The organism is Nocardiopsis sp. EMB25 (genome assembly GCF_026797795.1).
GTDB lineage: Bacteria > Actinomycetota > Actinomycetes > Streptosporangiales > Streptosporangiaceae > Nocardiopsis > Nocardiopsis lucentensis.
In genome coordinates this window covers 3,596,542-3,620,465 of record NZ_JAMTDN010000001.1, presented here as the reverse complement: position 1 = coordinate 3,620,465, position 23,924 = coordinate 3,596,542, and the positions used below count along the sequence as shown (strand labels likewise).

The following is a 23,924-nucleotide window of genomic DNA, read 5'->3' as shown; positions in this document are numbered from 1 at the left end:
GAGACCCCCGGAACCGGAACACGAAGCGGGCCGCCCGGAGGAGATCTCCTCCGGGCGGCCCGTGGTGTCGTGCTCGGTCGGTCAGTGCCCGCCGGACAGGGTCCCGGTCAGCTCGGTGTGCAACCGCTGGCTGGGCTGGTTGAGGCCGGTGATCTCGACCTCGACGTCGTGCTTGCGGAAGTGCTCGGACACGTGGTCCAGGGCGGCCACGGCCGAGGAGTCCCACACGTGGGCCTTCGACATGTCCACGACCACCTTGGTCAGGTCCTTCTCGGCGTAGTCGAACCGGCCCACCAGCTGGTTGGTGGAGGCGAAGAACAGCTCGCCGTGCACCGTGTACACCCGGGTTCCGCCCTCGGGGTCCAGAACGCTGGTCACGTCGGCCTGGGTGGCGGCCTTCTGGGCGAAGAGCACCATCGACACGATCACCCCGATGATCACACCGAGCGCGAGGTTGTGGGTGTAGACGACCACGGCGACGGTGACCACCATGACCAGGGTCTCGGTCCAGGGCATGCGGCGGATGGTCGTGGGGGCGATGCTGTGCCAGTCGAAGGTGACGACGGACACGAAGATCATCACCGCGACCAGGGCGGCCATCGGGATCATGCCGACCACGTCGCCGAGTCCGACGCACAGGATGAGCAGGAAGAGCCCGGCCAGGAAGGTGGAGATGCGGGTGCGGGCGCCGGAGGAGACGTTGATCATCGTCTGCCCGATCATCGCGCACCCGGCCATGCCGCCGAAGAACCCGACGATGACGTTGGCGATGCCCTGACCGCGGGCCTCACGCGCGTGATCGGAGGAGGTCTCGGTCTGCTCGTCGACGACCTTGGCGGTCATGAGCGATTCCATCAGTCCCACCAGCGCCAGGGTCAGGGCGTAGGGGGCGATGAGGACGAGCGTGTCCAGGGTCAGGGGAACGTCGGGCAGGAACGGGACCGGGACGCTGTCGGGCAGCTCGCCCATGTCGCCGACGGTGCGGGCGTTGACCCCCATCGCCAGGGCGGCGACGGTCAGCACGACGATCGCGACCAGCGGCGCGGGGACGGCCTTGGTGAGGTAGGGCAGGCCGAAGATGATGGCCAACCCGACGGCGACCATGACGTAGATCGGTACCCCGACTCCGACCAGGTGCGGGAGTTGGGCCAGGAAGATGAGGATGGCCAGGGCGTTGATGAATCCGGTCATCACCGACGGGGGGACGAACCGCATCAGTTTGGCCACCCCGAGCAGGCCGAGCACCACCTGGAACAGGCCGGCCAGGATCGTGGCGGCCAACAGGTAGTCGACCCCGTACTCCTTGGACAGCGGTGCGGCGACCAGGGCCATGGCGCCGGTGGCGGCCGAGATCATCGCGGGGCGCCCGCCCAGGAAGGCGATGGACACGGCCATGACGAAGGAGGCGTACAGCCCGACGCGGGGATCGACGCCGGCGATGATGGAGAACGCGATGGCCTCGGGGATCAGGGCCAGCGCCACGACCAGTCCGGCGAGCACGTCCGCGCGGATCTGGGCCGCGCCGGGGATACGGGACTTCCACGTCCGTGAGGAGGTCTTCAGCGGCAGATTCATGGAACCCATCTGGGGTCGGGCAGCCCGGCGGGTGGGCCGCGGTGTTCGGGTCAGGCGGTGCGGTGACGGCGCGCGGCGGCCCGCACCGCGTGGGGTGCGGGGTGGCGCCTGGGGTTCCGGTGCGGCACGGGTGGGTGCCCCGGAGCGCGGCCGCGTCGCCGCGGGCCCGGTCACGCTGGCGGGGACGTGCCGCCCCCGTGGGGCGCGCCGGGAAGAAGAGGGGGTTGGACGGGATCATGACGAGTGGGCCCAACGCGACAGACCCTACCGTTACGTGAAGGTTGGTGTCACTGTGTGCGACTGAGACAACTCTCACAGGGGGTGCTCGGTGGTGTCGTTGCGCCTGACGACAGCCGGAAAACGTGGACCGCGTCCGTGTTTCGACGCTCATGACCCTGTGTGATGTCCCGTGAGTCAGGTCTGGGGCACGCACATTTTCCGGTCACGCGCGCTGAGGCGTGGGCGGGGGAGGAGCGGGCCGGGGCGGGAGGCGTCAGGCGGACGCGGCGCGCCCGGCGCGCTGTCGGCGCAGGCGCTCGGCGAACTCCTCGGCCATCTCCAGTTGGCGCCGCAGGGTGACGCAGCGGTCGGCGATGGCCGCCTCGAAGGAGTCGAGCCGCTCGGTCAGGGCGGCGCGCTCGTCCTCGTCGGTGCCGTCCGCGCCGAGGCCGTCGACGGCGGTCAGGAGTTCACGGGTCTCGTCCAGGCTGAAGCCGAGCGGTTTCATCCGCTTGATCAGTTGGAGTCGGTCGACGTCGGTCTCGGTGTAGAGCCGGTATCCGCCGCGTGAGCGCGCGGAGGGCACGACGAGGTCGACCTCGCCGTAGTAGCGGATCGTGCGCAGGGACAGCCCCGTGCGCTCCGCCACCTCGCCGATCCGCATGTGGTGCGCCTGCGCCACGCTGTCCCCCTCCTGCTGGTGTTCACCCCACGTTAGACCCGGATTCGCCGGGAACGCCCACGAGGGGAGGGCGGGGAGTGGGACGTCACACCGGGGCCCGCGGGACGCGACGCGGGGCCTCGCGGGTGTCGTCCGGGCGGGTCGGCAGGATCTCGGTGAGCCGTTCCCGCGCCTCGGCCGGGAACGCGGACGGCGTGACGGCCCTCCTTCGCGGTGACGAGGAGAACATACGAACGGCCTGTCTCGATGTTCTCGCGGCGGGTGGCCGGACCCTGGTCCCCCAGGGGCCGGCCACCGCGGCGCGAGAGGGCGGTCAGCGGCCGTCCAGCAGCGGACGGGTGGGGTCCCAGCCCCGTCCCTTGCGGCGGGCGGCGATACCCGACAGCGCCTCCAGCACGACGCGGTTGCCCAGCATCGCGGTGACGTCGGCGTGGTCGTGGTCCGGGGACACCTCCACGATGTCCACACCGACGACGGGCAGCTCCACACAGATGCGGCGCACGGCGTCGAGCAGCTGGCGCGAGGTGAGGCCGCCCGGCTCCGGGGTCCCGGTGCCCGGGGCCATCCCCGGGTCGACGACGTCCACGTCGACCGAGAGGAACACGCCCTCGCACTCGTCGGTGGCCAGGGCGAAGGCCTCGTCCAGACAGGTGTTGAGACCGCGCGCGTCCATCTCGCTCATCTCGTAGCACCGCATGCCCTGCCGGGCCATCCAGGACAGCGTCTCCTCCTCGGGCCAGTACCCGCGCAGACCCATCTGGATGAACCGGTCACCGCGCACGGCACCCGACTCGATCAGCCTGCGCATGGGCAGCCCGTGGCCGAGCAGCGACCCGAAGTCGATGTTTCCGGTGTCGGCGTGCGCGTCGAAGTGGATCACCGACACGCGCCCCCAACCGTGGTGGCTGGCCACGCCCTGTACGTCGGGCAGGGCGATGGTGTGGTCGCCGCCGAGCATGACGGGGATCTTCCCGGCCGCGGCCACCGTGGTCACGGCCTGGCGGACGCTGGCGACCATCCCCTCGATGTCGCCGTTGAAGCAGTCCACGTCACCCGCGTCCTTGACGTTGAGCTCGACCAGGCCGTCGGCGCGGACCGCCAGGTGCGGCCGTCGGCCGTCGTGCGGCAGGTAGTCGGTGCCCCGGAGCGCCCGCGGCCCGAAGCGGGTGCCCGCCCGGTAGGAGGTGCCCCCGTCGAACGGCACCCCCATGATGACCGCCGCGGAGTCGGCCCAGGTGGCGGGCTCGTCGAGGTCACACCGGTCGATGCCGAGGAAGGTGATGTCGGGGCCGAACAGCGGTGCGAGGCGTGTCATGGACGGTCTCCTTCGATGGTGGTTGCGGTGGTGCTCGGCCCCGGACCGGAGGGCGGCCCCACCCGGCCCCGGACGAGCAGGTAGTAGACGCCTCCGGCGATCGGGCCGCCCAGCAGGGACAGGTCCGCGCCGGTGGCCGCCGCCAACGGGCCGAGCCACAGCTCGGAGTCGGCGGCCAGCGCCGAGAACACGGTGCCCGCGGCCAGGGCGACCAGGCCCGAGCGGTGGAACCCGCGGGTGTAGCGGTAGGGGCCGCCGTGGAGGTCGTGCAGCCCTGCGGCGTCGTAGCGGGCCCGGCGCAGGGCGGCGTCGGTGAGGAACACACCCGCCCAGGGCGTGAAGACCACGACCATGACCGACAGCAGGGACAGCACGGCCGCGGTGAAGTCGACGACGAACAGCGCGACCGCCGACCCGGTGGTGACCAGGACGACCTGGATCAGCACGGTCCGGGCCCGCTTCAGCGGCACGCCGAGGACCTGCAGGTTCAGCCCCGAGGAGTAGAGGGTCATGATCGTGTTGGTGACCGATCCGCCCACCACGACCAGCAGGAACGGGACCTGGAACCACACCGGCAGCATGCCCGCGACGGCCTCGACGGGGTCGGTGTCCCCGCCGATCCCGACCCTGGTGGCCGCGGCGATGCCGATGACGCCCAGCACGACCGAGGGCAGCATCGCGCCCAGCCCGGTGGCCAGGGTGATGCCGCGCGCGCGGCTGTCGGCGGGCAGGTAGCGGGTGAAGTCGGCGCAGATGGCGATGTAGGACAGGGCCCCGCCGGAGACGGCGACGACCAGACCCAGGCTCCACGCCCACAGACGGGGCTCCGTCGGGGCGGCGACGGAGAGGTCGGCCTGGGGCAGTACCAGGGCGCCCAGGACGACCGTGCACACGACCAGGCCCACACCCAGCCAGCGCTGCATGACCTCGACGGTGGCGTGTCCCCAGACGGCGACACTGGCGGTGCACACGATCATCAGGACCAGGCCGATGACGCGGACCGCCGCGCCGTCGCCCAGCCCGACGGTGTCGGCCAGGACGGTCAGGGCCAGGACCCCGACGACCGTGTTGAGGATGATGTAGCCGATGCTGACGAGCCAGTTGAGCACGGCGACCGGGTAGTTGCCCCACCGGCCGAACGAGGCGCGGGCGACGACCAGGGTGGGCGAGCCGGTGCGGGCGCCGGTGATCGAGGCGGCTCCGACGGCGAAGAAGGCCAGGTTGCCGATGAGGAAGATCGCGGTCGCCTCCCAGAAGGAGAGGCCGAAACCGACCACGAGGGCGCCGTTGATGACGAACGTGAAGGTCAGGTTGGCGCCGAACCACACCCAGAAGAGTTCGCGCGGGCCGCCGTGGCGGTCGCTGTGCGGGATGCGGTCGGCGCCGTGGGTCTCGACCTGGAAGACCTCGTCCGTGGCCACTCCCGTGCTCGGCGGGCGGATGCCGTGGGGGTCGGGCATGTGCACTCCTCGGTTCCTGACTTTAAAATCAATATAACTGATCCTAAAGTCAGGGTGAGCTGCGACACAAGCGGCTGATGGTAAAGAATGGCGCCATGACCTCCAGCGACAGCCGAACCCGCATCCTGGACGCCGCCGTCGAACTCATCGCCAGGGACGGATACGACGGCGTCCGTCTGGCCGAGATCGCCCGGCACGCCAGATCGTCCACGGCCCTGATCCACTACCACTTCGCCACGCGCACCCAGCTGTTGGCCGCGGCCATCACCCACTCGCTGGACCGCGAACACACACGCGTCGCCGACCTGGCCGACGACGTCGGGCGCACCTCACCGCCCGAGCGCGTCGCCGACCTGGTCGACTTCTGGCTGCCACTCACCGCGGACGACGTGCGCGAATGGATGCTGTGGTCGGAACTGGAGGGCCGCGCCGTGCGCTCGACCGACCTGGCCACGGCGCTGACCGGTCTGTACGCCCGGATGCGCGCGCCCTTCGCCGCGGCGGTCCGAGACGGCGTCGCGGCGGGGGTCTTCGGCTCCTGCGATCCGGAGGAGGCCGCCACCGCGGCCCACGCGCTGCTGGGCGGACTGGCCGTGCGCCTCCTGGCCCGGGACCCGGGGCTGACCGTCCCGGCGGCGCGCGAACTGGCCGGACGGCACGTGGCGCTGGCCATCGGCTACGCGGACCGCCTGCCCTTCGCCGACCGCGAGGTTCCCGAGTACGTGCCCGACGCCGGCATCGAGCCCGCGCCGCCCCGCCGCAGGGCCACCCGGGCCTGAGGCCGCTCAGGAGGCGGTCCGGTGCGGGGCCCGTCGGCGGAGGGACCCGGTTCGGGGACGGCCGTCCGTCGGTGCGTCCGCGTAGCGTTGCGGTCATGAACCCTCTCTGGCGGGCGGCGCACGACGAGCGGGCGGCCCTGGCGGCGGACCTGACCGGGCTCACCGACGAGCAGTGGCGGGTCCCGTCCCTGTGCGCGGGGCTGAGCGTGCGTGAGGTCCTCGCGCACATGACCGCGGGCGCCAGCCTGAACCCCGTGCGGTGGATGGCGGGTGTGATCCGCTGCCGGTTCGACTTCGACGAGCAGGTGGCGATGCGTCTGGCCGAACACCTGGGCCGGACACCGGAGGAGACCCTGGAGGGGTTTCGCGCGGTCGTCACGAGCACGACCTCGCCGCCGGGGCCGACGGCGGCCTGGCTCGGCGAGGTGGTCGTGCACTCCGAGGACATCCGCCGGCCCCTGGGGATCAGGCGATCCCACCCGATCGACGTCCTCACCCGCGTGGCCGACTACTACCGGGGCACCGACCTGGTGGTCGTCGCCCAAAAGCGCGTCCGCGGACTGCGCCTGGCCGCGACGGACGGACCGTTCGCCGCCGGTGAGGGGCCGCTGGTGTCGGGTCCGACCCTGGCGCTCATCATGGCCATGACCGGGCGCGGGACGTTCTGCGACGACCTCACCGGCGACGGGGTCGGGCTGCTGCGCGAACGCTGCTGACCCCGGTCGGTCGGCGGCCGCTCAGGGCAGGCGGCGCGGGTTGCTCGGCTGACTCTCATGGTGCAGACGGTCGAGCGCGGTCACGAGGTAGGTGTGCTCGCCGCCGCCCGGCACGGTCAGGACCGTCTCCCGGCCGCCCGAGGCGCGCACGGTGGTGACCATCGAGCGCGGGTCCGTCAGGAGGCACGGGTCCGGTCTGTGGCCGTCGTGCCCGTCGAAGGCGTAGACCGCGTAGTAGGCGGGAGCCTGGCCGCGACCGGCGCGGACGGTCAGGCGGACCTCGCCGTCGGTCTCCCCGGCGCCGACCAGCATCGGCCGTCCTGGTGCTTCGCCGCCCCGGCCCGGCGTCACCGGCACGAGGGCCGGACGGGCGTAGTGTTCCCGGGCGAGGACGGCCATGGCGTCGGCCGCGTTGGTGCGCAGCGAGGTGGCGCTGAAATAGACGTCGCCGTGCACCCCGGAACGCTCCCGGTTCAGCTCCACGTGCCGGGCGAGTTCGCGCGGATCCGACCACGAGCCGTCGTTGCCGACCTTGTAGGCGGCCTGGCCGATGTACAGGTGGGTGCCGGTGCCCGCGGTGACCTCCTCCCACCAGGGGACCAGTACCGCGTAGTCGGCGATCGGCAGCCCGATCTCCCAGTAGACCTGCGGGTTGACGTAGTCGAGCCACCCCTCGCGGACCCATCTGCGGCTGTCGGCGTAGATGGCGTCGTAGGACTGGAACCCCCGGGTGTCGGAGCCGTCCGGGTCGCTGGAGGAGTTGCGCCAGATCCCGAACGGGCTGATGCCGAACCGCACGTGCGGCTTGACGGCGTGCACCGCCTCGCCCATCTCCCGGACCAGGCGGTTGACGTTGTCGCGCCGCCAGTCGCCGACGTCGTCGAACGCGCCGCCGTGCTCAGCGAAGGTGTCCTGGTCCGGGATGGCTTCGCCGGACACCGGATAGGGGTAGAAGTAGTCGTCGAAGTGCACACCGTCCAGGTCGTAGTTCTCGACCGCGTGCGTCATCGCCCGGATCACGAACTCGCGCACCTCGGGAACGCCCGGGTCGTAGTAGAGGCGGCCGCCGTAGGGGAACACCCAGTCCGGGTTCAGCCGAGCCGGGTGGTTCTCGACCAGTCGGTCCGGGTCGTCGTGCATGGCCACGCGGTAGGGGTTGAACCACCCGTGGAACTCCAGGTTGCGGGCGTGGGCCTCCTCGACCGCGAACTCCAGGGGGTCGTAGCCGGGGTCCCGGCCCTGTTCGCCGGTGAGCCACTCCGACCACGGCTCGTACGGGGAGGGCCAGAAGGCGTCGGCGGTGGGGCGGATCTGCACGAACACGGCGTTGAGCCCGTTGGACCGGGCCTCGTCGTAGAGGCCGACGAGTTCCGCCCGCTGCTCCTCGGCGCTGAGCCCCCGCTCGCTGGGCCAGTCGATGTTGACCACGCTCGCGATCCATTCGGCGCGCATCTCGCGCTTGGGCGGAGCGAGCGGATCGGGCGCGCACTCCGTGGGTCCGTGTCGGTGTCCGTACTCCGGATCGGCCGCGGCGGGGGGCGCGTGGAGCGGTAGGGCGGCGAGCGCGGCGGCGAGTGCGCCGCTCAGGAGCGCGGTGTGGGGGCCGCGGATCCGTGCCGCGGTGACCCCGGGGGCGGGTCGGTTCCGTTTCGGTCGCGTCAACGTGGCTCCTTCCGGCTTCCTCCCTGGAAGCTGTGCGTGGGCCAGACACCGAGTGGGATCTCATCGTAGCTTTTCGGACACGTTCGGTGACGAGTCCCGGAGGTTCTGTGGAAAACCTTCACGATCTACGCGGAAAGCGCAAGAGACCTTCGCCCGGGAGGTCGCGGTGCGGCGGGCGGTGCGGCTCAACGCACGGCGTAGTCCCCGAGGGAGCCCTCCATGAGGGTGAAGGCCCGTTCGGCGGAGGCGGCCACGGTCTCGGCGATGCGCGTGTCGTCCCACCCCTGGAGGGTCAGTTCCTGCACCCGGCGGAACAGGATCCGGTCCGCGGCGGCCAGTTGGGCGGCCGCGATGCGGGGGGCGAGGTCGTCGGGGGCGGTTCCGGTCTCGGCCGCCAGCGCCTCGGCGAGCGCGGCCTCGCGTTGGTCGTGCAGGTCGCGCAGCCGGGCCACCAGCGTGGGGCTGTCGGTGACCATGCGGGCGAACTCCGGCCCGGAGAACCCGATCACCGGGTCGTGGCCCCGGATCCCGGCGAGGAGCCCCCGCCGCAGGGAGGCCAGGGCCGACTCCCCCTCCTCGCGCAGTGCGACCAGGAGGGCGAGGCCCCGGACGAACTCCTCCTGGCGGTCGAAGGCCATGTCCTCCTTGCGCGCGAAGTAGTTCGTGACCGTCTTCTTGGCGACCCGGGCGGCCGCCGCGATGTCGGCGATCGTCGTCTCCTCGAACCCGTTGGCCATGAACAGCCTGGTGGCGTGGTCGGAGATGAGTCGCCTGGTCTCCTGCTTCTTGGACTCCCGGAGCCCTGTGGGTTCGTTGCTCATGGGGGAATCTTACACTCGACATAAATTTGTGTTTGACAGATCATGAGCCCAAGAGTAAGTTTACGTCCGTCGTAAAATTTCCCTCGTGGGGAGGTCCTCCGCTGTCCGCGACCACGCGCCGTCCGTCCCATCCCGACCAGAAGGGCCAGAGCATGACCGAGTTCGACGCCGGAGCCGAGTTCGACCGGCAGACCGCCACCCTGGTCGACCTGGGCTACCCCGCCCGGGCGGGGATGGCCGAGGACGCGTTCCGCGCGCTCCTCGCGCCGCTGCGCGAGGCCGTCCTCGCCCGCGCGGCGGCGATGGCTCCGCCGGCCGAGGGCCGGATCCCGTTCCTGGTGGTGGTCACCAGGGAACTGGTGCCCCTGGAGGAGTCGGTGCCGCTGACCACGCTCGCCGGGAGGACCCGGCCCGGGTTCATCGACCACTCCTACGCCCCGGGGGAGCTGGAGAGGTTCGTCTCGACCGACGACCTGGGCCTGCCCGAGGGGCGGGCGTACGTGGTGTTCGACGTCGACCGGGGAGAGGAGTTCTGCGGCGCCGTCCCGCTGGACGCCCTGACCGCCATCGCCGGGCGCGACCGCACCCCTCTCACCATCGAGGAGGGCGTCGCGATCGTGACGCAGTACCCGGAGGCCCTGGCCAAGAACACGTGCTTCTCCCTGGGCGGAACCCGCATGGGCGACCGGCGGGTCCCGGCGCTGTGGATCAGTAAGGTCGCGCCCAAACTCGGGTGGTGCTGGGAGCGCAACCCGCACACCTGGCTGGGCATGGCCTCGGCCGGGTGCCGGGTCGGTTGAGCGCCGGGGCGGCCATGGCGCCCGGGGTCGCCCCCGGGCGCCATGGCCGCCCTCCACGTGTGCGCCGGGTCCGGCGGGCGGCTACCGTGCTTGTCGACCCCGGCGGGACCCGACCGGACCGACGGGGCCTCCCCTTCGACCGACGAGACCCCGGCCCGCGCGCTCCCGAGACCGGGCAGAGAACAGGACACCCGTGAACCACAGCCGAACCCAGGAACTGCGTCTGATCGTGACCGGCGGGGGAACGGGCGGGCACACCTATCCCGCCCTGACGGCCGTCAACACCCTGCGAGAGCGGCTGGAGGCCGAGGGCGGATCCCTGAACGTCCTGTGGGTGGGTGCCGCGGACAGCCTGGAGGCGCGCGTGGCGGCGGCCAACGGGATCGCGTTCGAGTCGGTGGAGGTCGGCAAGATCCGCCGCGCGGCCAACCCGCTGCGGATGCTCTCCAGGGAGAACCTCCGCGACATGGCCAACGTGCCGCGCGGCGTGGTCCAGGCGCGTCGGCTCATCACGGACTTCGCCCCGAACGTCGTGCTGGCCACCGGCGGTTACGTCGCGGTCCCCGTCGGTCTGGGCGCGGCGATGTGCCGTCGTCCGCTGGTGGTCCACGAACAGACCGTGCGCCTCGGTCTGGCGAACAAGGTGCTCGCGCGGCGGGCCGCCCGGGTGGCGGTGTCCTCGCCGTCGAGCACGGAGCTGCTGCCCGACGAGGTGCGCGACCGCGCGGTCATCACGGGTAACCCGGTCCGGCCGGAGGTGTTGCGCGGCCAGGCGGGCCGGGCGGCCGAGGCGCTCGGGTTCGACGGCCACGACCCGTCGCTGCCCACCGTCTACGTGACCGGAGGGGCCCAGGGGTCGGTCCAGATCAACGGGACCGTCCGGGACCTGCTGCCGTGGCTGCTCACCCGCGCCAACGTCGTGCACCAGTGCGGCGCCGCCAACCTGGAGGCCCTGCGCGACGCGTCGCGGGGGCTGGCCCCCGAACTGCGCGGCCGCTACCACGTGACCGACTTCGTCGGCCCGGAGCTGCCCGACCTGCTGGCACTGGCCGACGTGGTGATCTCGCGCAGCGGCGCGGGAACGATCGCGGAGCTGACCGCGCTCGGCAAGGCCGCCGCGCTGATCCCGCTGGCCACCTCCGCGGGTGACGAGCAGCGGCACAACGCCCGCCACCTCCAGGAGTCGGGTGCGGCGGTCGCCCTGCTCGACGAGGTCGACGCCGAGCGGCTCCGGCAGGCGGTGGAGCCGCTGCTGGCCGACCCCGAGCGCCGTCGGCGCATGGCCGACAGCGCCCGCGAGCTCGGCCGTCCGGACGCCGCCGACCGGTTGGTGGACGTGGTTCTGGCCGCCGCCCGCGCCTGACCCCCCGAGGCCGTGCTCCCGCGTCGGCGCGCGGCCCCCGCCCTCTACGGCGCCCCGGTGGACGGGAGGCGTCCACCGGGGCGCCGGACGCCCGCCTTGCATGATCATTCATTTTCACGCATACTTATTGCCATGTCCAAGGTACTCACCTCTCTCCCTGTCGGTGAACGGGTCGGGATCGCCTTCTCCGGCGGCCTCGACACCTCGGTGGCGGTCGCGTGGATGCGCGAGAAGGGCGCCGTCCCGTGCGCCTACACCGCCGACATCGGCCAGTACGACGAACCCGACATCGCCTCGGTGCCGGGGCGTGCCGCCGACTACGGGGCGGAGGTCGCCCGCCTGGTCGACGGCCGAGCCGCCCTGGTGGAGGAGGGGCTCGCGGCCCTGGCCTGCGGGGCGTTCCACATCCGGTCCGGTGGCCGCGTCTACTTCAACACCACGCCGCTCGGGCGGGCGGTCACGGGCACCCTGCTGGTGCGCGCCATGCTCGAGGACGGCGTGCAGATCTGGGGCGACGGCTCCACGTTCAAGGGCAACGACATCGAGCGGTTCTACCGCTACGGCCTGCTCGCCAACCCCGCCCTGCGTATCTACAAGCCCTGGCTGGACGCCGACTTCGTCAACGAGCTCGGCGGCCGCAAGGAGATGTCCGAGTGGCTGACCGAGCGCGGTCTGCCCTACCGGGACAGCACGGAGAAGGCCTACTCCACCGACGCCAACATCTGGGGCGCCACGCACGAGGCCAAGTCCCTCGAACACCTCGACACCGGCGTCGAGATCGTCGACCCGATCATGGGCGTGCGGTTCTGGGACCCCGAGGTCGAGATCCCCGCCGAGGACGTCACCATCGGCTTCGAGCAGGGGCGTCCGGTGAGCATCAACGGCAAGGGCTTCCCCTCCGCCGTCGACCTGGTGCTCGAGGCCAACGCCGTCGGCGGGCGCCACGGCCTGGGCATGTCCGACCAGATCGAGAACCGCATCATCGAGGCCAAGAGCCGCGGCATCTACGAGGCCCCGGGCATGGCGCTCCTGCACGCGGCCTACGAGCGGCTGGTCAACGCGATCCACAACGAGGACACCATCGCCGCCTACCACAACGAGGGGCGCAGGCTCGGCCGACTCATGTACGAGGGCCGCTGGCTGGAGCCGCAGGCCCTCATGCTGCGCGAGTCGCTGCAGCGCTGGGTGGGCACCGCGATCACCGGCGAGGTGACCCTGCGGCTGCGGCGGGGCGAGGACTACTCGATCCTCGACACCAACGGCCCCGCGTTCAGCTACCACCCGGACAAGCTGTCCATGGAGCGCACGGAGGACTCCGCGTTCGGCCCGGTCGACCGGATCGGCCAGCTGACCATGCGCAACCTCGACATCGCCGACTCCCGCGCCAAGCTGGAGGAGTACGCCAGCATCGGCATGGTCGGCGAGGGCGCCCACCCGACGAGCATCGGCGCGGCCCAGGCCGCCTCGACCGGCCTGATCGGCGCGATGCCCGAGGGCGGCGCCGAGACGATCGCCTCCCGCGGCGAGGGCTCCGGCGCCGGCGACCTGCTCGACCACGCCGCCATCGAGTCCGGCAACGACTGAGCCTCCGCCGGCCCGCCGTCGCGGTCCGCCCAGCCCGGAACCCTCCGGGAGGGGCGGACCGCGACGGCGTCACGGGGCTCCGGACCTCTGCGGGGTCCTGACGTCGCCGACCTCCCGCGGCGCGTGCCCACCGGCCGCGTACCGGCTGGTCCGGATGAAGGCCACGCAGAGCGTCGTGAAGACGGCGAGCGTCGTCAGGCTGAGCGCCGTCAGCAGGGGGGTGAAGGGCACGAACAGCAGCGTGCTCGCCAACTCGCTCCCGATCAGCGCGAAGAGGATCACCCGGATCGTGAACGGCGTGAGCCGCGTACAGATCCACGCGCCCAGCGGCGCACCGACCGCGACGACGGGCGAGGCCGCCACCCAGTAGTCGACCACGGCCCCGGTGAAGTCCCCGATGACGAACACGTGTGTGGCGAACGCGGCGAGCGAGACCACGGTCATCATGATCACGGTCGTGGGTGTGCTCACCTTCTCCGAGACACGGAACAGCAGCACCAGGAGGAGGAACATCACACAGTTCTCGCCCACGCCCGCCACACCGCTGAGCAACCCGCCCGCGAACCCGGTACCGATGACCAGGGCCCGTTCCCGGGCGGTCCACTCGGGGATGGTCGGATTGCGCCGGTATCCGCGTTGGAACAACTGGAGCAGGAGCGCGACGGCGAGTGCCACGAGCAGCATCGTGAACAGCACACGGACCATCGGAAGCGGTACCAGGGGCGCCAGGTACACGGCGCTGACGAACACGCCGACCACGCCCGCGGCCGAACCGTAGACCACCACGCGTCTCTCGATGGGCACGCGGCACGCCAGGATGGAGATCGACGCCGCGGTCATGCCGACCGACTGGATCGCGAACGTGAAGACGCGGGCCTCGTCGGCGGGCACGTGGAGCAGTTTGGTCATGACGGGGAAGGAGACCGCGCCGCCGCCCTCACTGGTCCCACCGCCGATGAGCGAGCCGAACACCATCGTGAGCGCCACCGGCCAGTTGGCCTGGAGGATGTCGAGGAACCGCGGCCCCCACACGAGCGCCCACACCAGCCACACGCAGCCGGCCAGCGCGGAGTTGACGACGACGACCTTCGGAATTCTCGTTCTCGGCGGATTCCCTGGGGTGCGCATAGACCGTTCTCACCATTCCTGGGGATTCGTGGTCGCGATCCGTCGGTGTGACGTCCACACGTGGCGCGGGCCCTTCCCGGCCGCCGCGCGGGCGGTACGGACGCGTCTCGTTCGGTGGGCGGGGCAAGGCGCTGGCGACTCTACCGGCGCGTTCCGGCGCCCCGAGTCTCCTTACGTGCGCGGGTCCGCGCCGGGTCGGGTCAGGTGGTCGCGTACAGCGCGAGCCCGAAGACTCCGGCCACCCACGTCCACAGCAGGCAGAACCCCACGTGGGCGAGGGTGCGCAGCGGGTCGCCCCGCCACAGGGCCGGAGAGAAGTAGGCGAACTGGAACAACCAGCGCAGGGACCAGAACACGGTCTCCGCCGTGAGCAGGGCGCGCGCCAGGGGGCCGCCGGTCAGCAGTTCCGGAGCCAGCAGCAGTGGCAGCGAGCCCAGGAGCACGCAGGTCACACCGATGAAGAAGAAGTGCGCACCCGCCACCTGCCTGGGCAGCGCCGCCATGCGCGCCACCTGGTCGGGCCAGCCGATCAGCCGGGGCAGCACCAGGTGGAACGCGCCGAGCGTCACCAGCACCGCACCCACCAGGTGCACCTGACCCTGGACCGAGAACACCCAGGAGGTCACCGCTCCGGCCCCACCAGCACGAACACCGTGACCAACCCGCCCATGCGCCGTTCGTGGGCCAGTCGGAGCCCGGCGCCGCGCGCGGTCCGCAGCCAGCGCGCACGCGGCATGAAGTGCTCGGCGCCCGGACCGTAGGCGGCGATGTTGGCCGCGTCACGGCAGTGCTCGACCAGGACCAGCGCGCCTCCCGGTCGCAGGATGCGCGCCACTTCGCCGAACGCCGCCTCCCGGTCATCGGCGGCGCGCAGTTCGTGCAGGGCGAACGGGGCGATGACCGTGTCCACGGAGGCGTCCGGGGCGGGCAGCGCGTCCGCTGAGCACGCCACCGACTCCGGCCTCGGCGCGACCCTGCGGCGCGCCCGCCGCAGTGACGACTCCACGACGGGCAGCGCGTCGTACAGGTCGGCGACGGTCTGCTCACACCCGGGGTGCAGGGCGCCGATCACCGCGCTCGCCTCGTCCAGGCCGGACGAGACCACCAGGTGTCTGCCCGGACGGGGCGGCCGACCGGCCCGGACCAGGGCCGGGGAGAGCCATTCCCAGCCGTGTAGCGGCGACCGGTCGTAGACGACGTGGGAGGCCACCAGGGATGCGGCGGTCCACCAGGACGCGGCGGCCCCGGCCGTCCACGCCACCGCGCGGACGATCCCGCGCGACCGCCGGGCGACCAGCGCTGCGCCGACGGTCACCGCACCGCCCGCCAGGTACAGGGGCCAGTTGTAGGCGATCACGTGCCGTGCCCCGGACGGGCGTCGTCGGTGGCCCCCGGGCGCCTGACCGTTCATCCCCGCCTCCCCGCCGGAGTCACCAGTCGGCCCCGGTGCCAGCCGTAGTCGACGTCGGCCACGTGGAAGGCGTTGGCGAGGACGGGTCGGGTCCCCTCGAAGGGCCCGTGGCGGAAGAAGGTCACCCGTTCCACGTCCACCGCCACCGGGCGCGGCTCCCAGTTCGTCCGGAACGCCTTGACCACCAGCACGTCACCGCCGCGTCCGTCGTGCTCGAACGTGTGGGGCAGGGGCCCGGCGAAGCGCCTGGCGTCCCGCTCCGTCGCGAAGGGGGAGCCTTCGGGCAGCGGGGCGGCGGCCCCGTCCAAGGCGGCGCTGACGCGCAGGTCGGCCCGCCCGTCGGCGGACCGCACCGCGACCTCCAGCCGGTCACTGGTCCTGCGCGTCCCGAGCACGGCGCGTTCGTACCGGTAGCGGGTGAGCAGTGAGCCCGCGGCGGCCAGTGCCCGGCTCGACGTCTGACTTCGCAGGATGCGCAGGCCCCTGAGGGTGCGGGGACCTCCCCCGGTCCTCGCCCGCTCCACCGACAGCCGCGCGAAGACCCGGTAACCGGTCATCACCTGCCGCGCGCCCGCCCACGGGGGGAGAAAGGCCGGACGCAGGCCCCGGAGCGCCACGGCGGCGACCGCCGCGAAGCCGTACTCGGTTCCGTCCGGCGCACGGTAGGTGTCCAACTCCAGGCCGGGGGCGAGCAAAGGGCGCAGGACGCGCGGCGGGAAGGCGTAGGTGAGCACCAGAGAGTCGGTGAAGTGCGCGCGCATGGGCAGGGGGTGTTCCCGGATCCTCAAGCCGTTCCTCCGATGGTCGTGACGTACAGGCTCCCCCACAGAGGGCAGCGTTCCTCCTCCGCGCGGACCGCGGCCGCGCCTCCCGCCGCACCCACACTGCGCAGGACGGCGGTCCCGCCCGGTCGCACCGCGCGCTCGACCGCGGCGCGCAGCCGTCGGCGGTAGGCGGGGCCGGGGCCGTCCAGCACGTTGGACAGGGTCACCGCGTCGTAGCTTTCCGCCGGGACCGACTCCAGGTGCTCGGCGACCTCACCGAGCACGAACCGCACCCGGCCCGCGAGGTCCGTGCCGCCCGGCGGCGGGTCCGGTGCTCGTCCGGCCAGCAGTCCCGCCAGAAGGGGGTTGTCCGCGTTCGGGTGGCGCGCGACGACGCGGGCGATGCGGGTGCGCAACTCGGCGTCGAAACGGGCCGGGACCACGTGGCGGAATCCCGGGGCCAGGGCCGCGGCGAGCGCTCCGGCCGGTCGGAGGGCCGCTCCCATGAGCAGGCGCAATCCGGGGCGGTCGAGCCGGGTGCGCCACCACAGGGACTGGACCCGCGGATCGTCCAGGTCGAGGAAGGCGCGCAGCGGTCCGGGGCGCCACCGCGGAAGCGCGGCTGCGGCGCCCCGCCGGGCCGCGGCCAGCATGAGCTCGGCGCTGCCCAGGGCCGTCGGCGCGCCCTCCTCGACGCGGGCGCGGGCGTAGGCGAGCTGCACGGGGTTGACGTCGACCGCGGTCACGTCATACCCCGCGCGGGCCAGCGCGGCGGCGGTGTCCCCGGCCGAGGCCACGCACAGCACGCGCGCGGGGGCGGCGGGGAAGGCGCGTTCCTCCACGCGCGGGTCCTCGTACATGCGGCCGAACAGCAGGCGGGGGCCGTGCCCGGGCAGGGCGAGGACGCGCCCGGCGGACCAGGGGGTGGGGGTCATGACCGGGCCTCGGCGTGCCGCGCCGCGACGACCCAGGCCAGCGCGACGATCGCCAGGTTGGCGGTCAGCATCCGCCCGGGCTCGTCGATGGTCGCGGGGGAGAAGAGCAGTCCGCCGAGGTTGAACACCCCGATGAGCGCCGTCTGTACGGTCGCCGCCGCGTACGGCAGGCGCCCGGACAGGACCCACAGCCCGATGGCGGCCTCCGCCAGTCCGATCCCCAGCATGAGGGGGGTGACCAGGGGTTCGGGCAGCAGCGGCAGGTCGGAGATGATCGCCCGGTGGTCGGCGCGTCCCGGCCAGACCTTGCACCACAGCCCCTCGTAGAACCAGACCAGGGACAGGGCGGCGGCCGGGGCGAGGGTGCGTGTCGTCCGTGGGGGAGGGGGCATGCGGTCATGAAACCACCTACGTCGCGGCCGCCGTGTCCGGGGTGGGCGGACGGGAGCGCGAGGTCTTCGTCGCGCAGCGGATGACCGACCTCGCCGCGCTTCCGCCGGCGGGGTTCCGGGCGGGGTCGGGGTCCGTCAACGCGAGCGCCGGCCCGGCCCGGACCGGCGGTGGTGCGGCCGATCCAGATCAGGGCCACCACATTATTTGACTTACTCCAGAAAACGAGCCAGACTGTCGAGCATGCCAACCCCTTCGGATTTCGAGCGAATGCTGCGCGAGTCCGCTCTGCGGGTGACGGGCCCTCGGCTGGCCGTGCTCTCGGCCGTGCACGACAACCCGCACGCGGACACCGAGTCGGTCATCGGCGTCGTGCGCGGGAACCTCGGCGCGGTGTCCGACCAGGCCGTCTACGACGTGCTCAAAGCACTGACCAGTGTGGGCCTGGTGCGCCGCATCCAGCCGCAGGGCTCCGTGGCCCGTTACGAGACCCGGGTCGGGGACAACCATCACCACATCGTGTGCCGGTCATGCGGTGCCATAGCCGACGTCGACTGCGCCGTCGGCCACGCACCGTGCCTGACCGCCTCCGACGACCACGGTTTCTCGGTCGACGAGGCCGAGGTCGTCTACTGGGGTCTGTGCCCCGACTGCTCGAGCACACACGGTTCGTGAATCATCCTGTTCGCTTCCTCCCAACGCTGGAAGGATCTCCATGTCCGAAAACCACGAAGCCGCAGCAACGGGTGGCTGTCCGGTCGCGCACGGTCGGGCCCCGCACCCGACCGAGGGCGGCGGCAACCGAGGCTGGTGGCCCAACCAGCTCAACCTGAAGATCCTGGCGAAGAACCCGGCCGTGGCGAACCCGCTCGGCGAGGGGTTCGACTACGCCGAGGCGTTCAAGGCGCTGGACCTGGAGGCCGTGAAGGCCGACATCGCCGAGGTCCTGACCACCTCCCAGGACTGGTGGCCGGCCGACTTCGGGCACTACGGCCCGCTCATCATCCGCATGGCGTGGCACAGCGCGGGCACCTACCGCTCGCACGACGGCCGTGGCGGCGGCAGCGCCGGTCAGCAGCGCTTCGCGCCGCTGAACAGCTGGCCGGACAACGTCAACCTGGACAAGGCCCGCCGCCTGCTCTGGCCCGTCAAGAAGAAGTACGGCCAGAACATCTCCTGGGCCGACCTCATGATCCTCGCGGGCAACGTCGCGCTCGAGTCGATGGGCTTCGAGACCTTCGGCTTCGGCGGCGGCCGTGAGGACGTCTGGGAGCCCGACGAGGACGTCTACTGGGGCCCCGAGACCACGTGGCTCGACGACCAGCGCTACACCGGCGACCGCGACCTGGAGAAGCCGCTGGCCGCCGTCCAGATGGGTCTGATCTACGTCAACCCGGAGGGCCCGAACGGCAACCCGGACCCGCTGCTCGCCGCCCGCGACATCCGCGAGACCTTCGGCCGCATGGGGATGAACGACGAGGAGACCGTCGCCCTCATCGCCGGTGGCCACACCTTCGGCAAGACGCACGGCGCCGCCCCGGACGACAACCTCGAGGCCGACCCCGAGGCCGCCGGCCTGGAGATGCAGGGCCTGGGGTGGAAGAACAACCACGGCACCGGCAAGGGCAACGACACGATCACCTCGGGTCTCGAGGTCACGTGGACGACCACGCCCGCGCAGTGGAGCCACGGGTTCTTCAAGAACCTCTTCGAGTTCGAGTACGAGCTCACCAAGAGCCCGGCCGGCGCCAACCAGTGGATCGCCAAGGACGCCGAGGAGATCATCCCCGACGCCCACGAGGCCGGCAGGAAGCACAAGCCGACGATGCTCACGACGGACCTGTCGCTGCGCGTCGACCCGGTGTACGAGGAGATCTCGCGCCGCTTCTACGAGAACCCCGACCAGTTCGCGGACGCGTTCGCCCGCGCCTGGTTCAAGCTGACCCACCGCGACATGGGCCCGAAGGTGCGCTACCTCGGCTCGGAGGTCCCGGAGGAGACGCTCATCTGGCAGGACCCGCTGCCCGCGCGCGAGGGCGAGGTCATCGGCGAGGCGGAGATCGCCGCGCTGAAGGCCAAGGTCGCCGAGTCCGGTCTGACGATCGCCCAGCTCGTGTCCACGGCGTGGGCCTCGGCGTCGACCTACCGCGACAGCGACAAGCGCGGTGGCGCCAACGGTGCGCGCGTCCGCCTGGCGCCGCAGATCGACTGGAAGGTCAACAACCCGACCGAGCTGCGCGAGGTGCTGGGCACGCTCGAGGGTCTGGCCAAGGAGTTCAACGCCTCCTCGGCCAAGAAGGTCTCGCTCGCGGACCTGATCGTGCTCGCCGGCGGTGTCGGTGTCGAGCAGGCCGCCAAGGCCGCCGGCCAGGACGTCGTCGTGCCCTTCACCCCGGGCCGCGTGGACGCCACGGAGGAGGAGACGGACGCCGGATCGTTCGCCTTCCTCGAGCCGGTCGCCGACGGCTTCCGCAACTACTACGGCGAGGGCAACCGCCTTCCGGCCGAGTACCTGCTGCTCGACAAGGCCAACCTGCTCGGCGTGAGCGCGCCCGAGATGACCGTCCTGGTGGGTGGCCTGCGCGTGCTGGGCGCCAACTACGACAACTCCGACCTGGGCGTCCTCACCGACAAGCCGGGCACGCTGACGAACGACTTCTTCGTCAACCTGCTCGACCTGGGCACCGACTGGCGTCCGACCGGTGAGACCTCCGAGACGTCGCAGACGTTCGAGGCCACGGACGAGTCCGGTGCGGTGCAGTGGACCGGCAGCCGTGTCGACCTGGTGTTCGGCTCCAACTCCGAGCTGCGCGCCCTGGCCGAGGTGTACGCCTCCGACGACGCGAAGGAGAAGTTCGTGACGGACTTCGTCGCGGCGTGGAACAAGGTGATGAACGCGGACCGGTTCGACCTGGTCTGATCCTCACCCCGGGGCGCCGACCCCGGACGGGGAGCCGGTTCGGCCGTCATGGCCGGGCCGGCTCCCGGCGTTCGCGGGACCGGGGCCGGGGCGCTCGCCAGCCGGACCCGTCCCGGGGGTCACGGCGTCAGGTCCAGGGCCTGGGAGAGCGCCGCGGTGACGGGGGCGGCGTGGTCGGGCAGGTGCCGTTCGGCCCAGGCCGCGGCCAGCCGGTGGAAGTCGGCCAGGTCCCGTTCCACCCCGGCGAGCAGCGCCCGGAGCCCCGCCGCGGTCAGCTCGATCACCGGACTGTCGTCCCGCTCGGTGTCGACGGTCAGCCGGACCCGGTCGCCCACGTGTTCGGCGAGCGGCCAGGGATCGTGGCCGAGGTAGAGGGGTACGCGGTCGTCGAGGAGCCCGTACCACTCCCGCCACTCCTCCAGTCCGGTGCAGGGTGAGTTCAATCGGTCGTTGCAACACCGGGCTGTTGGAGTGAGCGTAGCTGCTCTTCGAAGACCTCGGCCGGAGTCCGCCAGCCCAGGACCTTGCGGGGCCGATTGTTCACCGCCAGGGCCACAGCTTCGAGGTCCTCAATCGACCACCTGGACAGATCAGTGCCCTTCGGGAAGTACTGGCGCAGCAGCCCGTTCGTGTTCTCGTTCGTCGGTCGTTGCCAAGGCGAATGCGGATCGGCGAAGAACACCTTCGTCCCGGTCTCGAGCGCGAACTGGGCGTGTGCGGACAGCTCCTTCCCACGGTCCCAGGTGAGGGTCTTGCGTAGCTGCTCGGGTAGTTTCGCCATCGACACAGTCAGCGCCGCGTTCATCGCGACGGCACCGTAACCACCGAGCGAGGGACCATTCTTCACCGTTGGTTGCTCGCCCCAACCCTCCAACCGGGGCAGGTGCACCAGCAGCGTGGACCGGCTGCTGCGCTCCACCAGCGTGCCGATCGCGGACCGGCCCGTCCCGATGATCAGATCCCCTTCCCAATGCCCCGGGGCCGCGCGATCCGCAGCTTCGGCGGGACGCTGCGTGAGGACGACATCGGCGGTGACATGTCCTTGCGGCTTGTTGCGTGCCCGCTCTCTGGGAACCCGCAACGCCCGCCCGGTGCGTAGACACGCGACCAACTCGCGCTTGAGCGCGCCGCGCCCCTCGATGAACAGGGACTGGTAGATCGCCTCGTGGCTGATACGCATGGACTCATCATCAGGGAAATCGAGCTTGAGCCGTTGGGAGATCTGCTGCGGGCTCCACGCCAAAGACCATCGCCTGTCCTGTCGACGCGGCTTGTTCAGCCCCTTCCACGTTGGTGCTTGGGGGCCGGTGACGATCGTGCCGTCGGGTCGGCGGACGCTCCCGGCGAGCCGTTCCTGCACGTACGCGCGTAGCCGATCGTTCTCCATCAGCTTGGCCGTCTTGGGGCGCTTTCCGGCCTGCTGCGCCTTCCACTGCGCCACCGAGGCCCGGTATTCGGACTTGCCGCCCCTGGTCGCTGCGTTACGACGCAGCTCACGCGAGATCGTTCCCGCATCGCGTCCGATCCGGCGGGCGATCTCTCGCACGCCGATCTTCTGTGCACGCAGCAGCGCGATCTCCTCGCGCTCGGAGAAGGACAGGTACCGGCCCGTGGGCTCGTCCAGGCTGATCGGCGGCATGCCGCCAGCGTGCCGGAACCAACGTGCCCCGACCGGCCATGACACACCGACGGCTTGCGCGGCCTCTACCGTGGTCATGCCCGACGCGATCCGCCGCCAGAAGTCGCGCTGCACCGCGCGGGAGGGCTCGGGGCGGCCAGGTGAGCGCATCGGAGGTCGCAACGCCCGATCCGCTGCCCACTGCCGTCGCGCTCCCGCAGGCATCTCAGGTATCTGCTTCTGTTCGCGTCCCATCGCACACCTTCGTGATCGAGGTGTTGCGACGACCAGTTGAATCCGCCCAGCATCCGGGGACCAGAGTGGTGCCGCTCACGGTGTCGGTGACCCGCAGCCCCCCGGCCGCGAAGAGCTCGTCCATGGTGAGCAGGCCGTGGAGGAAGCCGTCGAGCGGTTCGTCCGGGCGGGACGGACGGTCCTCGCCGGGGTCGACGTCGTTGTGGGCGGCGACACTCATCACGGCCGTGCCGATTCCGGCCGGGCCGAGCGCGCCGTCGAGGGCCAGGAAGCCGTACGGCGCGGAGCCGTCGACGGGCCACAGGGTGAAACCGTCGGACGGACGGACCTCCAGGACGGGCTGCATGACGATCATGTGCCGATCCTGGCGCACGCGCCGGGAGCCGGTCCACAGGATTCCGTCCCGGGGGAAACCCTCCCCGCTCCCACCGCGTCCTAGAACACGGCGCCGGTCCCCCATTCCTTCGCCTACCGGTCCACCCCCTTCCCCGGCGCCCGGGGCGGCGGAACCGAGGAGAGAGACACCGTGATCTTCAAACGCATGCTCGCCAGTGTCGGCATCGGCGGCGCCACCGTGGAGACCACCCTGGACGAGGAGACCGTCATCCCGGGCGGCACCGTGACCGGCACGATCAAGGTCACCGGTGGCAACGTCTCCCAGACGGTCGAGGGCATCAGCGTCGGTCTGCGTGCCACCGTGGAGAAGGAGTACGAGTACGAGGACTCCGAGGGCGAGGAGCAGTCGGGCGAGTACACCATCGACGTGGTCGTCGCCGAGCAGGTCGTCAGCGACGAGGAGTTCGAGCTGGAGCCCGAGCAGGAGTTCGAGGTCGCCTTCGAGCTGCCCATCCCCATGGAGGCGCCGATCACCGCGGTGGAGGGCCACCACCTCCTGGAGGGGGTGGGGCTCAACACCCGTCTGCACGTGGACAACGCCCTGGACCGCAAGGACGTGGACCCGCTGCTCATCGAGCCGCTCCCGGCCCAGGTCGCGGTCCTGTCGGCGCTGCACGCGCTGGGCTTCGAGCTGAGGAGCGTCGACCTGGAGAAGGCCGAGATCCCCGACACCCGCCAGAAGCTGCCCTTCTACCAGGAGTTCGAGTACGTCGGCGGCGGACAGTACGAGGGCCTGGAGTCTCTGGAACTGACCTTCCTCACCGACGAGGAGGGGATGGACGTGGTGCTGGAGCTGGACAAGAAGCCCGGCATCCTGTTCAGCGAGGGCGGCGACACGCTCCTGCGCCTGAGCGTCGAGCACGACTCCACCGACCCCGAGGAGATCGCGGGCACGCTGCACGAGTGGATCCACGCGATCGCCGGTGAGCGCAGCCTGCTCTGACCGCAGCGGGCACGACCGGGGCCCTGACCGGGCGGGCCCCGGTCCGGTTCGCCGACGAGGCGGAGCCGGAGGCCGTCGTCTCGAACGGGCGGCCCGGCTCGGTCGTGGGCGACGCGGAGGTGCCGTTCGTCGACTCGAACCCGCGCGGTGAGGTCGACGCGTTCATGGCGGCCCTCCAGGACATGCGG

24 protein-coding genes are annotated in these 23,924 nt (G+C 71.6%); 8 read left to right on the top strand and 16 right to left on the bottom strand.

What is annotated here, in order from left to right; all coding sequences use genetic code 11:
* Nucleotides 1-81: 81 nt before the first annotated feature.
* The 5 genes from KIK06_RS15635 to KIK06_RS15615 form a co-directional block, all read right to left on the bottom strand.
* On the bottom strand, nucleotides 82-1,584 hold the full coding sequence (locus KIK06_RS15635) for a SulP family inorganic anion transporter (protein ID WP_268643749.1): 1,503 nt from the start codon (nucleotides 1,582-1,584) through the stop codon (nucleotides 82-84).
* 484 nt (nucleotides 1,585-2,068) lie between these two features.
* Nucleotides 2,069-2,476 (bottom strand): MerR family transcriptional regulator, encoded by a 408-nt coding sequence (locus tag KIK06_RS15630; RefSeq protein ID WP_268643748.1) that lies wholly within the window; start codon nucleotides 2,474-2,476, stop codon nucleotides 2,069-2,071.
* Between the two features lie 85 nt (nucleotides 2,477-2,561).
* A complete protein-coding gene (locus KIK06_RS15625) occupies nucleotides 2,562-2,705 on the bottom strand; it encodes a hypothetical protein (RefSeq protein WP_268643747.1) in 144 nt (47 codons plus the stop codon).
* An 84-nt stretch (nucleotides 2,706-2,789) separates the two neighbouring features.
* Entirely contained in the window at nucleotides 2,790-3,791 is a 1,002-nt protein-coding gene (gene speB / locus KIK06_RS15620; protein ID WP_268643745.1) for an agmatinase, read from the bottom strand.
* The gene (locus KIK06_RS15615; RefSeq protein ID WP_268643743.1) at nucleotides 3,788-5,251 is read right to left on the bottom strand and encodes a purine-cytosine permease family protein; all 1,464 of its coding nucleotides are present in this window, start codon (nucleotides 5,249-5,251) and stop codon (nucleotides 3,788-3,790) included. Before KIK06_RS15615 ends, speB begins: the two co-directional genes overlap by 4 nt.
* Before the next feature lie 95 nt (nucleotides 5,252-5,346).
* Between KIK06_RS15615 and KIK06_RS15610 the strand changes: the two genes are divergently transcribed.
* A complete protein-coding gene (locus KIK06_RS15610) occupies nucleotides 5,347-6,030 on the top strand; it encodes a TetR/AcrR family transcriptional regulator (RefSeq protein WP_268643741.1) in 684 nt (227 codons plus the stop codon).
* Nucleotides 6,031-6,125: 95 nt separating this feature from the next.
* On the top strand, nucleotides 6,126-6,746 hold the full coding sequence (locus tag KIK06_RS15605; RefSeq protein ID WP_268643740.1) for a maleylpyruvate isomerase family mycothiol-dependent enzyme: 621 nt from the start codon (nucleotides 6,126-6,128) through the stop codon (nucleotides 6,744-6,746).
* A 21-nt stretch (nucleotides 6,747-6,767) separates the two neighbouring features.
* Here the strand turns inward: KIK06_RS15605 and KIK06_RS15600 are convergent, their stop codons facing one another.
* Both KIK06_RS15600 and KIK06_RS15595 read right to left on the bottom strand, forming a co-directional pair.
* The gene (locus tag KIK06_RS15600) at nucleotides 6,768-8,408 is read right to left on the bottom strand and encodes a glycoside hydrolase family 10 protein (RefSeq protein WP_442789774.1); all 1,641 of its coding nucleotides are present in this window, start codon (nucleotides 8,406-8,408) and stop codon (nucleotides 6,768-6,770) included.
* A 185-nt stretch (nucleotides 8,409-8,593) separates the two neighbouring features.
* Nucleotides 8,594-9,229 (bottom strand): TetR/AcrR family transcriptional regulator, encoded by a 636-nt coding sequence (locus KIK06_RS15595; RefSeq protein WP_268643739.1) that lies wholly within the window; start codon nucleotides 9,227-9,229, stop codon nucleotides 8,594-8,596.
* A gap of 152 nt (nucleotides 9,230-9,381) precedes the next feature.
* Here KIK06_RS15595 and KIK06_RS15590 point away from each other — a divergent pair, with 152 nt between their 5' ends.
* The 3 genes from KIK06_RS15590 to argG all read left to right on the top strand — a co-directional run bounded on the left by KIK06_RS15590 (nucleotide 9,382) and on the right by argG (nucleotide 12,976).
* Nucleotides 9,382-10,029, top strand: coding sequence for a DUF5701 family protein (locus KIK06_RS15590; protein ID WP_268643738.1), 648 nt, complete (start codon nucleotides 9,382-9,384; stop codon nucleotides 10,027-10,029).
* A gap of 193 nt (nucleotides 10,030-10,222) precedes the next feature.
* Nucleotides 10,223-11,392: a UDP-N-acetylglucosamine--N-acetylmuramyl-(pentapeptide) pyrophosphoryl-undecaprenol N-acetylglucosamine transferase gene (locus KIK06_RS15585; RefSeq protein WP_268643736.1), complete on the top strand. Its 1,170-nt coding sequence runs from the start codon at nucleotides 10,223-10,225 to the stop codon at nucleotides 11,390-11,392.
* Between the two features lie 132 nt (nucleotides 11,393-11,524).
* Nucleotides 11,525-12,976 carry an argininosuccinate synthase gene (gene argG, locus KIK06_RS15580; protein ID WP_017601759.1) on the top strand — a complete coding sequence of 484 codons (1,452 nt, stop codon included), beginning with the start codon at nucleotides 11,525-11,527 and terminating at the stop codon, nucleotides 12,974-12,976.
* A gap of 69 nt (nucleotides 12,977-13,045) precedes the next feature.
* Here argG and KIK06_RS15575 read toward each other — a convergent pair whose 3' ends face one another.
* From KIK06_RS15575 to KIK06_RS15550, 6 genes are all read right to left on the bottom strand, one after another.
* Complete coding sequence (locus KIK06_RS15575) at nucleotides 13,046-14,104, bottom strand: sulfite exporter TauE/SafE family protein (RefSeq protein ID WP_268643734.1); 1,059 nt, start codon at nucleotides 14,102-14,104, stop codon at nucleotides 13,046-13,048.
* A gap of 200 nt (nucleotides 14,105-14,304) precedes the next feature.
* The gene (locus tag KIK06_RS15570; RefSeq protein ID WP_268643733.1) at nucleotides 14,305-14,730 is read right to left on the bottom strand and encodes a hypothetical protein; all 426 of its coding nucleotides are present in this window, start codon (nucleotides 14,728-14,730) and stop codon (nucleotides 14,305-14,307) included.
* Nucleotides 14,727-15,515, bottom strand: a complete 789-nt coding sequence (locus KIK06_RS15565; RefSeq protein ID WP_268643732.1) for a class I SAM-dependent methyltransferase — start codon at nucleotides 15,513-15,515, stop codon at nucleotides 14,727-14,729. Before KIK06_RS15565 ends, KIK06_RS15570 begins: the two co-directional genes overlap by 4 nt.
* A complete protein-coding gene (locus tag KIK06_RS15560) occupies nucleotides 15,512-16,303 on the bottom strand; it encodes a DUF2071 domain-containing protein (protein ID WP_268643731.1) in 792 nt (263 codons plus the stop codon). The genes KIK06_RS15565 and KIK06_RS15560 overlap by 4 nt, the downstream gene beginning before the upstream one ends.
* Entirely contained in the window at nucleotides 16,300-17,214 is a 915-nt protein-coding gene (locus tag KIK06_RS15555; protein WP_268643729.1) for a DUF3419 family protein, read from the bottom strand. The genes KIK06_RS15560 and KIK06_RS15555 overlap by 4 nt, the downstream gene beginning before the upstream one ends.
* Nucleotides 17,211-17,606 carry a DoxX-like family protein gene (locus KIK06_RS15550; RefSeq protein WP_268643728.1) on the bottom strand — a complete coding sequence of 132 codons (396 nt, stop codon included), beginning with the start codon at nucleotides 17,604-17,606 and terminating at the stop codon, nucleotides 17,211-17,213. Before KIK06_RS15550 ends, KIK06_RS15555 begins: the two co-directional genes overlap by 4 nt.
* Before the next feature lie 241 nt (nucleotides 17,607-17,847).
* Here KIK06_RS15550 and KIK06_RS15545 point away from each other — a divergent pair, with 241 nt between their 5' ends.
* Together KIK06_RS15545 and katG are read left to right on the top strand one after the other, a co-directional pair.
* Nucleotides 17,848-18,279 carry a Fur family transcriptional regulator gene (locus KIK06_RS15545; RefSeq protein ID WP_268643727.1) on the top strand — a complete coding sequence of 144 codons (432 nt, stop codon included), beginning with the start codon at nucleotides 17,848-17,850 and terminating at the stop codon, nucleotides 18,277-18,279.
* A gap of 40 nt (nucleotides 18,280-18,319) precedes the next feature.
* Nucleotides 18,320-20,524 (top strand): catalase/peroxidase HPI, encoded by a 2,205-nt coding sequence (gene katG / locus KIK06_RS15540; protein WP_268643726.1) that lies wholly within the window; start codon nucleotides 18,320-18,322, stop codon nucleotides 20,522-20,524.
* A 119-nt stretch (nucleotides 20,525-20,643) separates the two neighbouring features.
* Here the strand turns inward: katG and KIK06_RS15535 are convergent, their stop codons facing one another.
* The 3 genes from KIK06_RS15535 to KIK06_RS15525 are packed head-to-tail and all read right to left on the bottom strand — an operon-like array spanning nucleotide 20,644 to nucleotide 22,752.
* The gene (locus tag KIK06_RS15535) at nucleotides 20,644-20,967 is read right to left on the bottom strand and encodes a hypothetical protein (RefSeq protein WP_268643725.1); all 324 of its coding nucleotides are present in this window, start codon (nucleotides 20,965-20,967) and stop codon (nucleotides 20,644-20,646) included.
* On the bottom strand, nucleotides 20,964-22,367 hold the full coding sequence (locus tag KIK06_RS15530) for an IS30 family transposase (RefSeq protein WP_442789827.1): 1,404 nt from the start codon (nucleotides 22,365-22,367) through the stop codon (nucleotides 20,964-20,966). Before KIK06_RS15530 ends, KIK06_RS15535 begins: the two co-directional genes overlap by 4 nt.
* A gap of 1 nt (nucleotide 22,368) precedes the next feature.
* Nucleotides 22,369-22,752, bottom strand: coding sequence for a hypothetical protein (locus tag KIK06_RS15525; protein WP_268643723.1), 384 nt, complete (start codon nucleotides 22,750-22,752; stop codon nucleotides 22,369-22,371).
* A 171-nt stretch (nucleotides 22,753-22,923) separates the two neighbouring features.
* Between KIK06_RS15525 and KIK06_RS15520 the strand changes: the two genes are divergently transcribed.
* The gene (locus KIK06_RS15520) at nucleotides 22,924-23,736 is read left to right on the top strand and encodes a sporulation protein (RefSeq protein ID WP_268643722.1); all 813 of its coding nucleotides are present in this window, start codon (nucleotides 22,924-22,926) and stop codon (nucleotides 23,734-23,736) included.
* The last annotated feature ends 188 nt before the right edge of the window (nucleotides 23,737-23,924 follow it).

Excerpts from the sequence above, each read along its gene's own strand:
- KIK06_RS15635 (WP_268643749.1), bottom strand. The coding sequence starts at position 1,584 with ATGGGTTCCATGAATCTGCCGCTGAAGACCTCCTCACGGACGTGGAAG.
- speB (WP_268643745.1), bottom strand. The coding sequence starts at position 3,791 with ATGACACGCCTCGCACCGCTGTTCGGCCCCGACATCACCTTCCTCGGC.
- argG (WP_017601759.1), top strand. The coding sequence starts at position 11,525 with ATGTCCAAGGTACTCACCTCTCTCCCTGTCGGTGAACGGGTCGGGATC.
- KIK06_RS15590 (WP_268643738.1), top strand. The coding sequence starts at position 9,382 with ATGACCGAGTTCGACGCCGGAGCCGAGTTCGACCGGCAGACCGCCACC.
- KIK06_RS15565 (WP_268643732.1), bottom strand. The coding sequence starts at position 15,515 with ATGAACGGTCAGGCGCCCGGGGGCCACCGACGACGCCCGTCCGGGGCA.
- KIK06_RS15550 (WP_268643728.1), bottom strand. The coding sequence starts at position 17,606 with ATGCCCCCTCCCCCACGGACGACACGCACCCTCGCCCCGGCCGCCGCC.
- katG (WP_268643726.1), top strand. The coding sequence starts at position 18,320 with ATGTCCGAAAACCACGAAGCCGCAGCAACGGGTGGCTGTCCGGTCGCG.
- KIK06_RS15530 (WP_442789827.1), bottom strand. The coding sequence starts at position 22,367 with ATGCCTGCGGGAGCGCGACGGCAGTGGGCAGCGGATCGGGCGTTGCGA.
- KIK06_RS15615 (WP_268643743.1), bottom strand. The coding sequence starts at position 5,251 with ATGCCCGACCCCCACGGCATCCGCCCGCCGAGCACGGGAGTGGCCACG.
- KIK06_RS15575 (WP_268643734.1), bottom strand. The coding sequence starts at position 14,104 with ATGCGCACCCCAGGGAATCCGCCGAGAACGAGAATTCCGAAGGTCGTC.
- KIK06_RS15605 (WP_268643740.1), top strand. The coding sequence starts at position 6,126 with ATGAACCCTCTCTGGCGGGCGGCGCACGACGAGCGGGCGGCCCTGGCG.
- KIK06_RS15555 (WP_268643729.1), bottom strand. The coding sequence starts at position 17,214 with ATGACCCCCACCCCCTGGTCCGCCGGGCGCGTCCTCGCCCTGCCCGGG.
- KIK06_RS15595 (WP_268643739.1), bottom strand. The coding sequence starts at position 9,229 with ATGAGCAACGAACCCACAGGGCTCCGGGAGTCCAAGAAGCAGGAGACC.
- KIK06_RS15610 (WP_268643741.1), top strand. The coding sequence starts at position 5,347 with ATGACCTCCAGCGACAGCCGAACCCGCATCCTGGACGCCGCCGTCGAA.
- KIK06_RS15525 (WP_268643723.1), bottom strand. The coding sequence starts at position 22,752 with ATGATCGTCATGCAGCCCGTCCTGGAGGTCCGTCCGTCCGACGGTTTC.
- KIK06_RS15625 (WP_268643747.1), bottom strand. The coding sequence starts at position 2,705 with ATGTTCTCCTCGTCACCGCGAAGGAGGGCCGTCACGCCGTCCGCGTTC.
- KIK06_RS15545 (WP_268643727.1), top strand. The coding sequence starts at position 17,848 with ATGCCAACCCCTTCGGATTTCGAGCGAATGCTGCGCGAGTCCGCTCTG.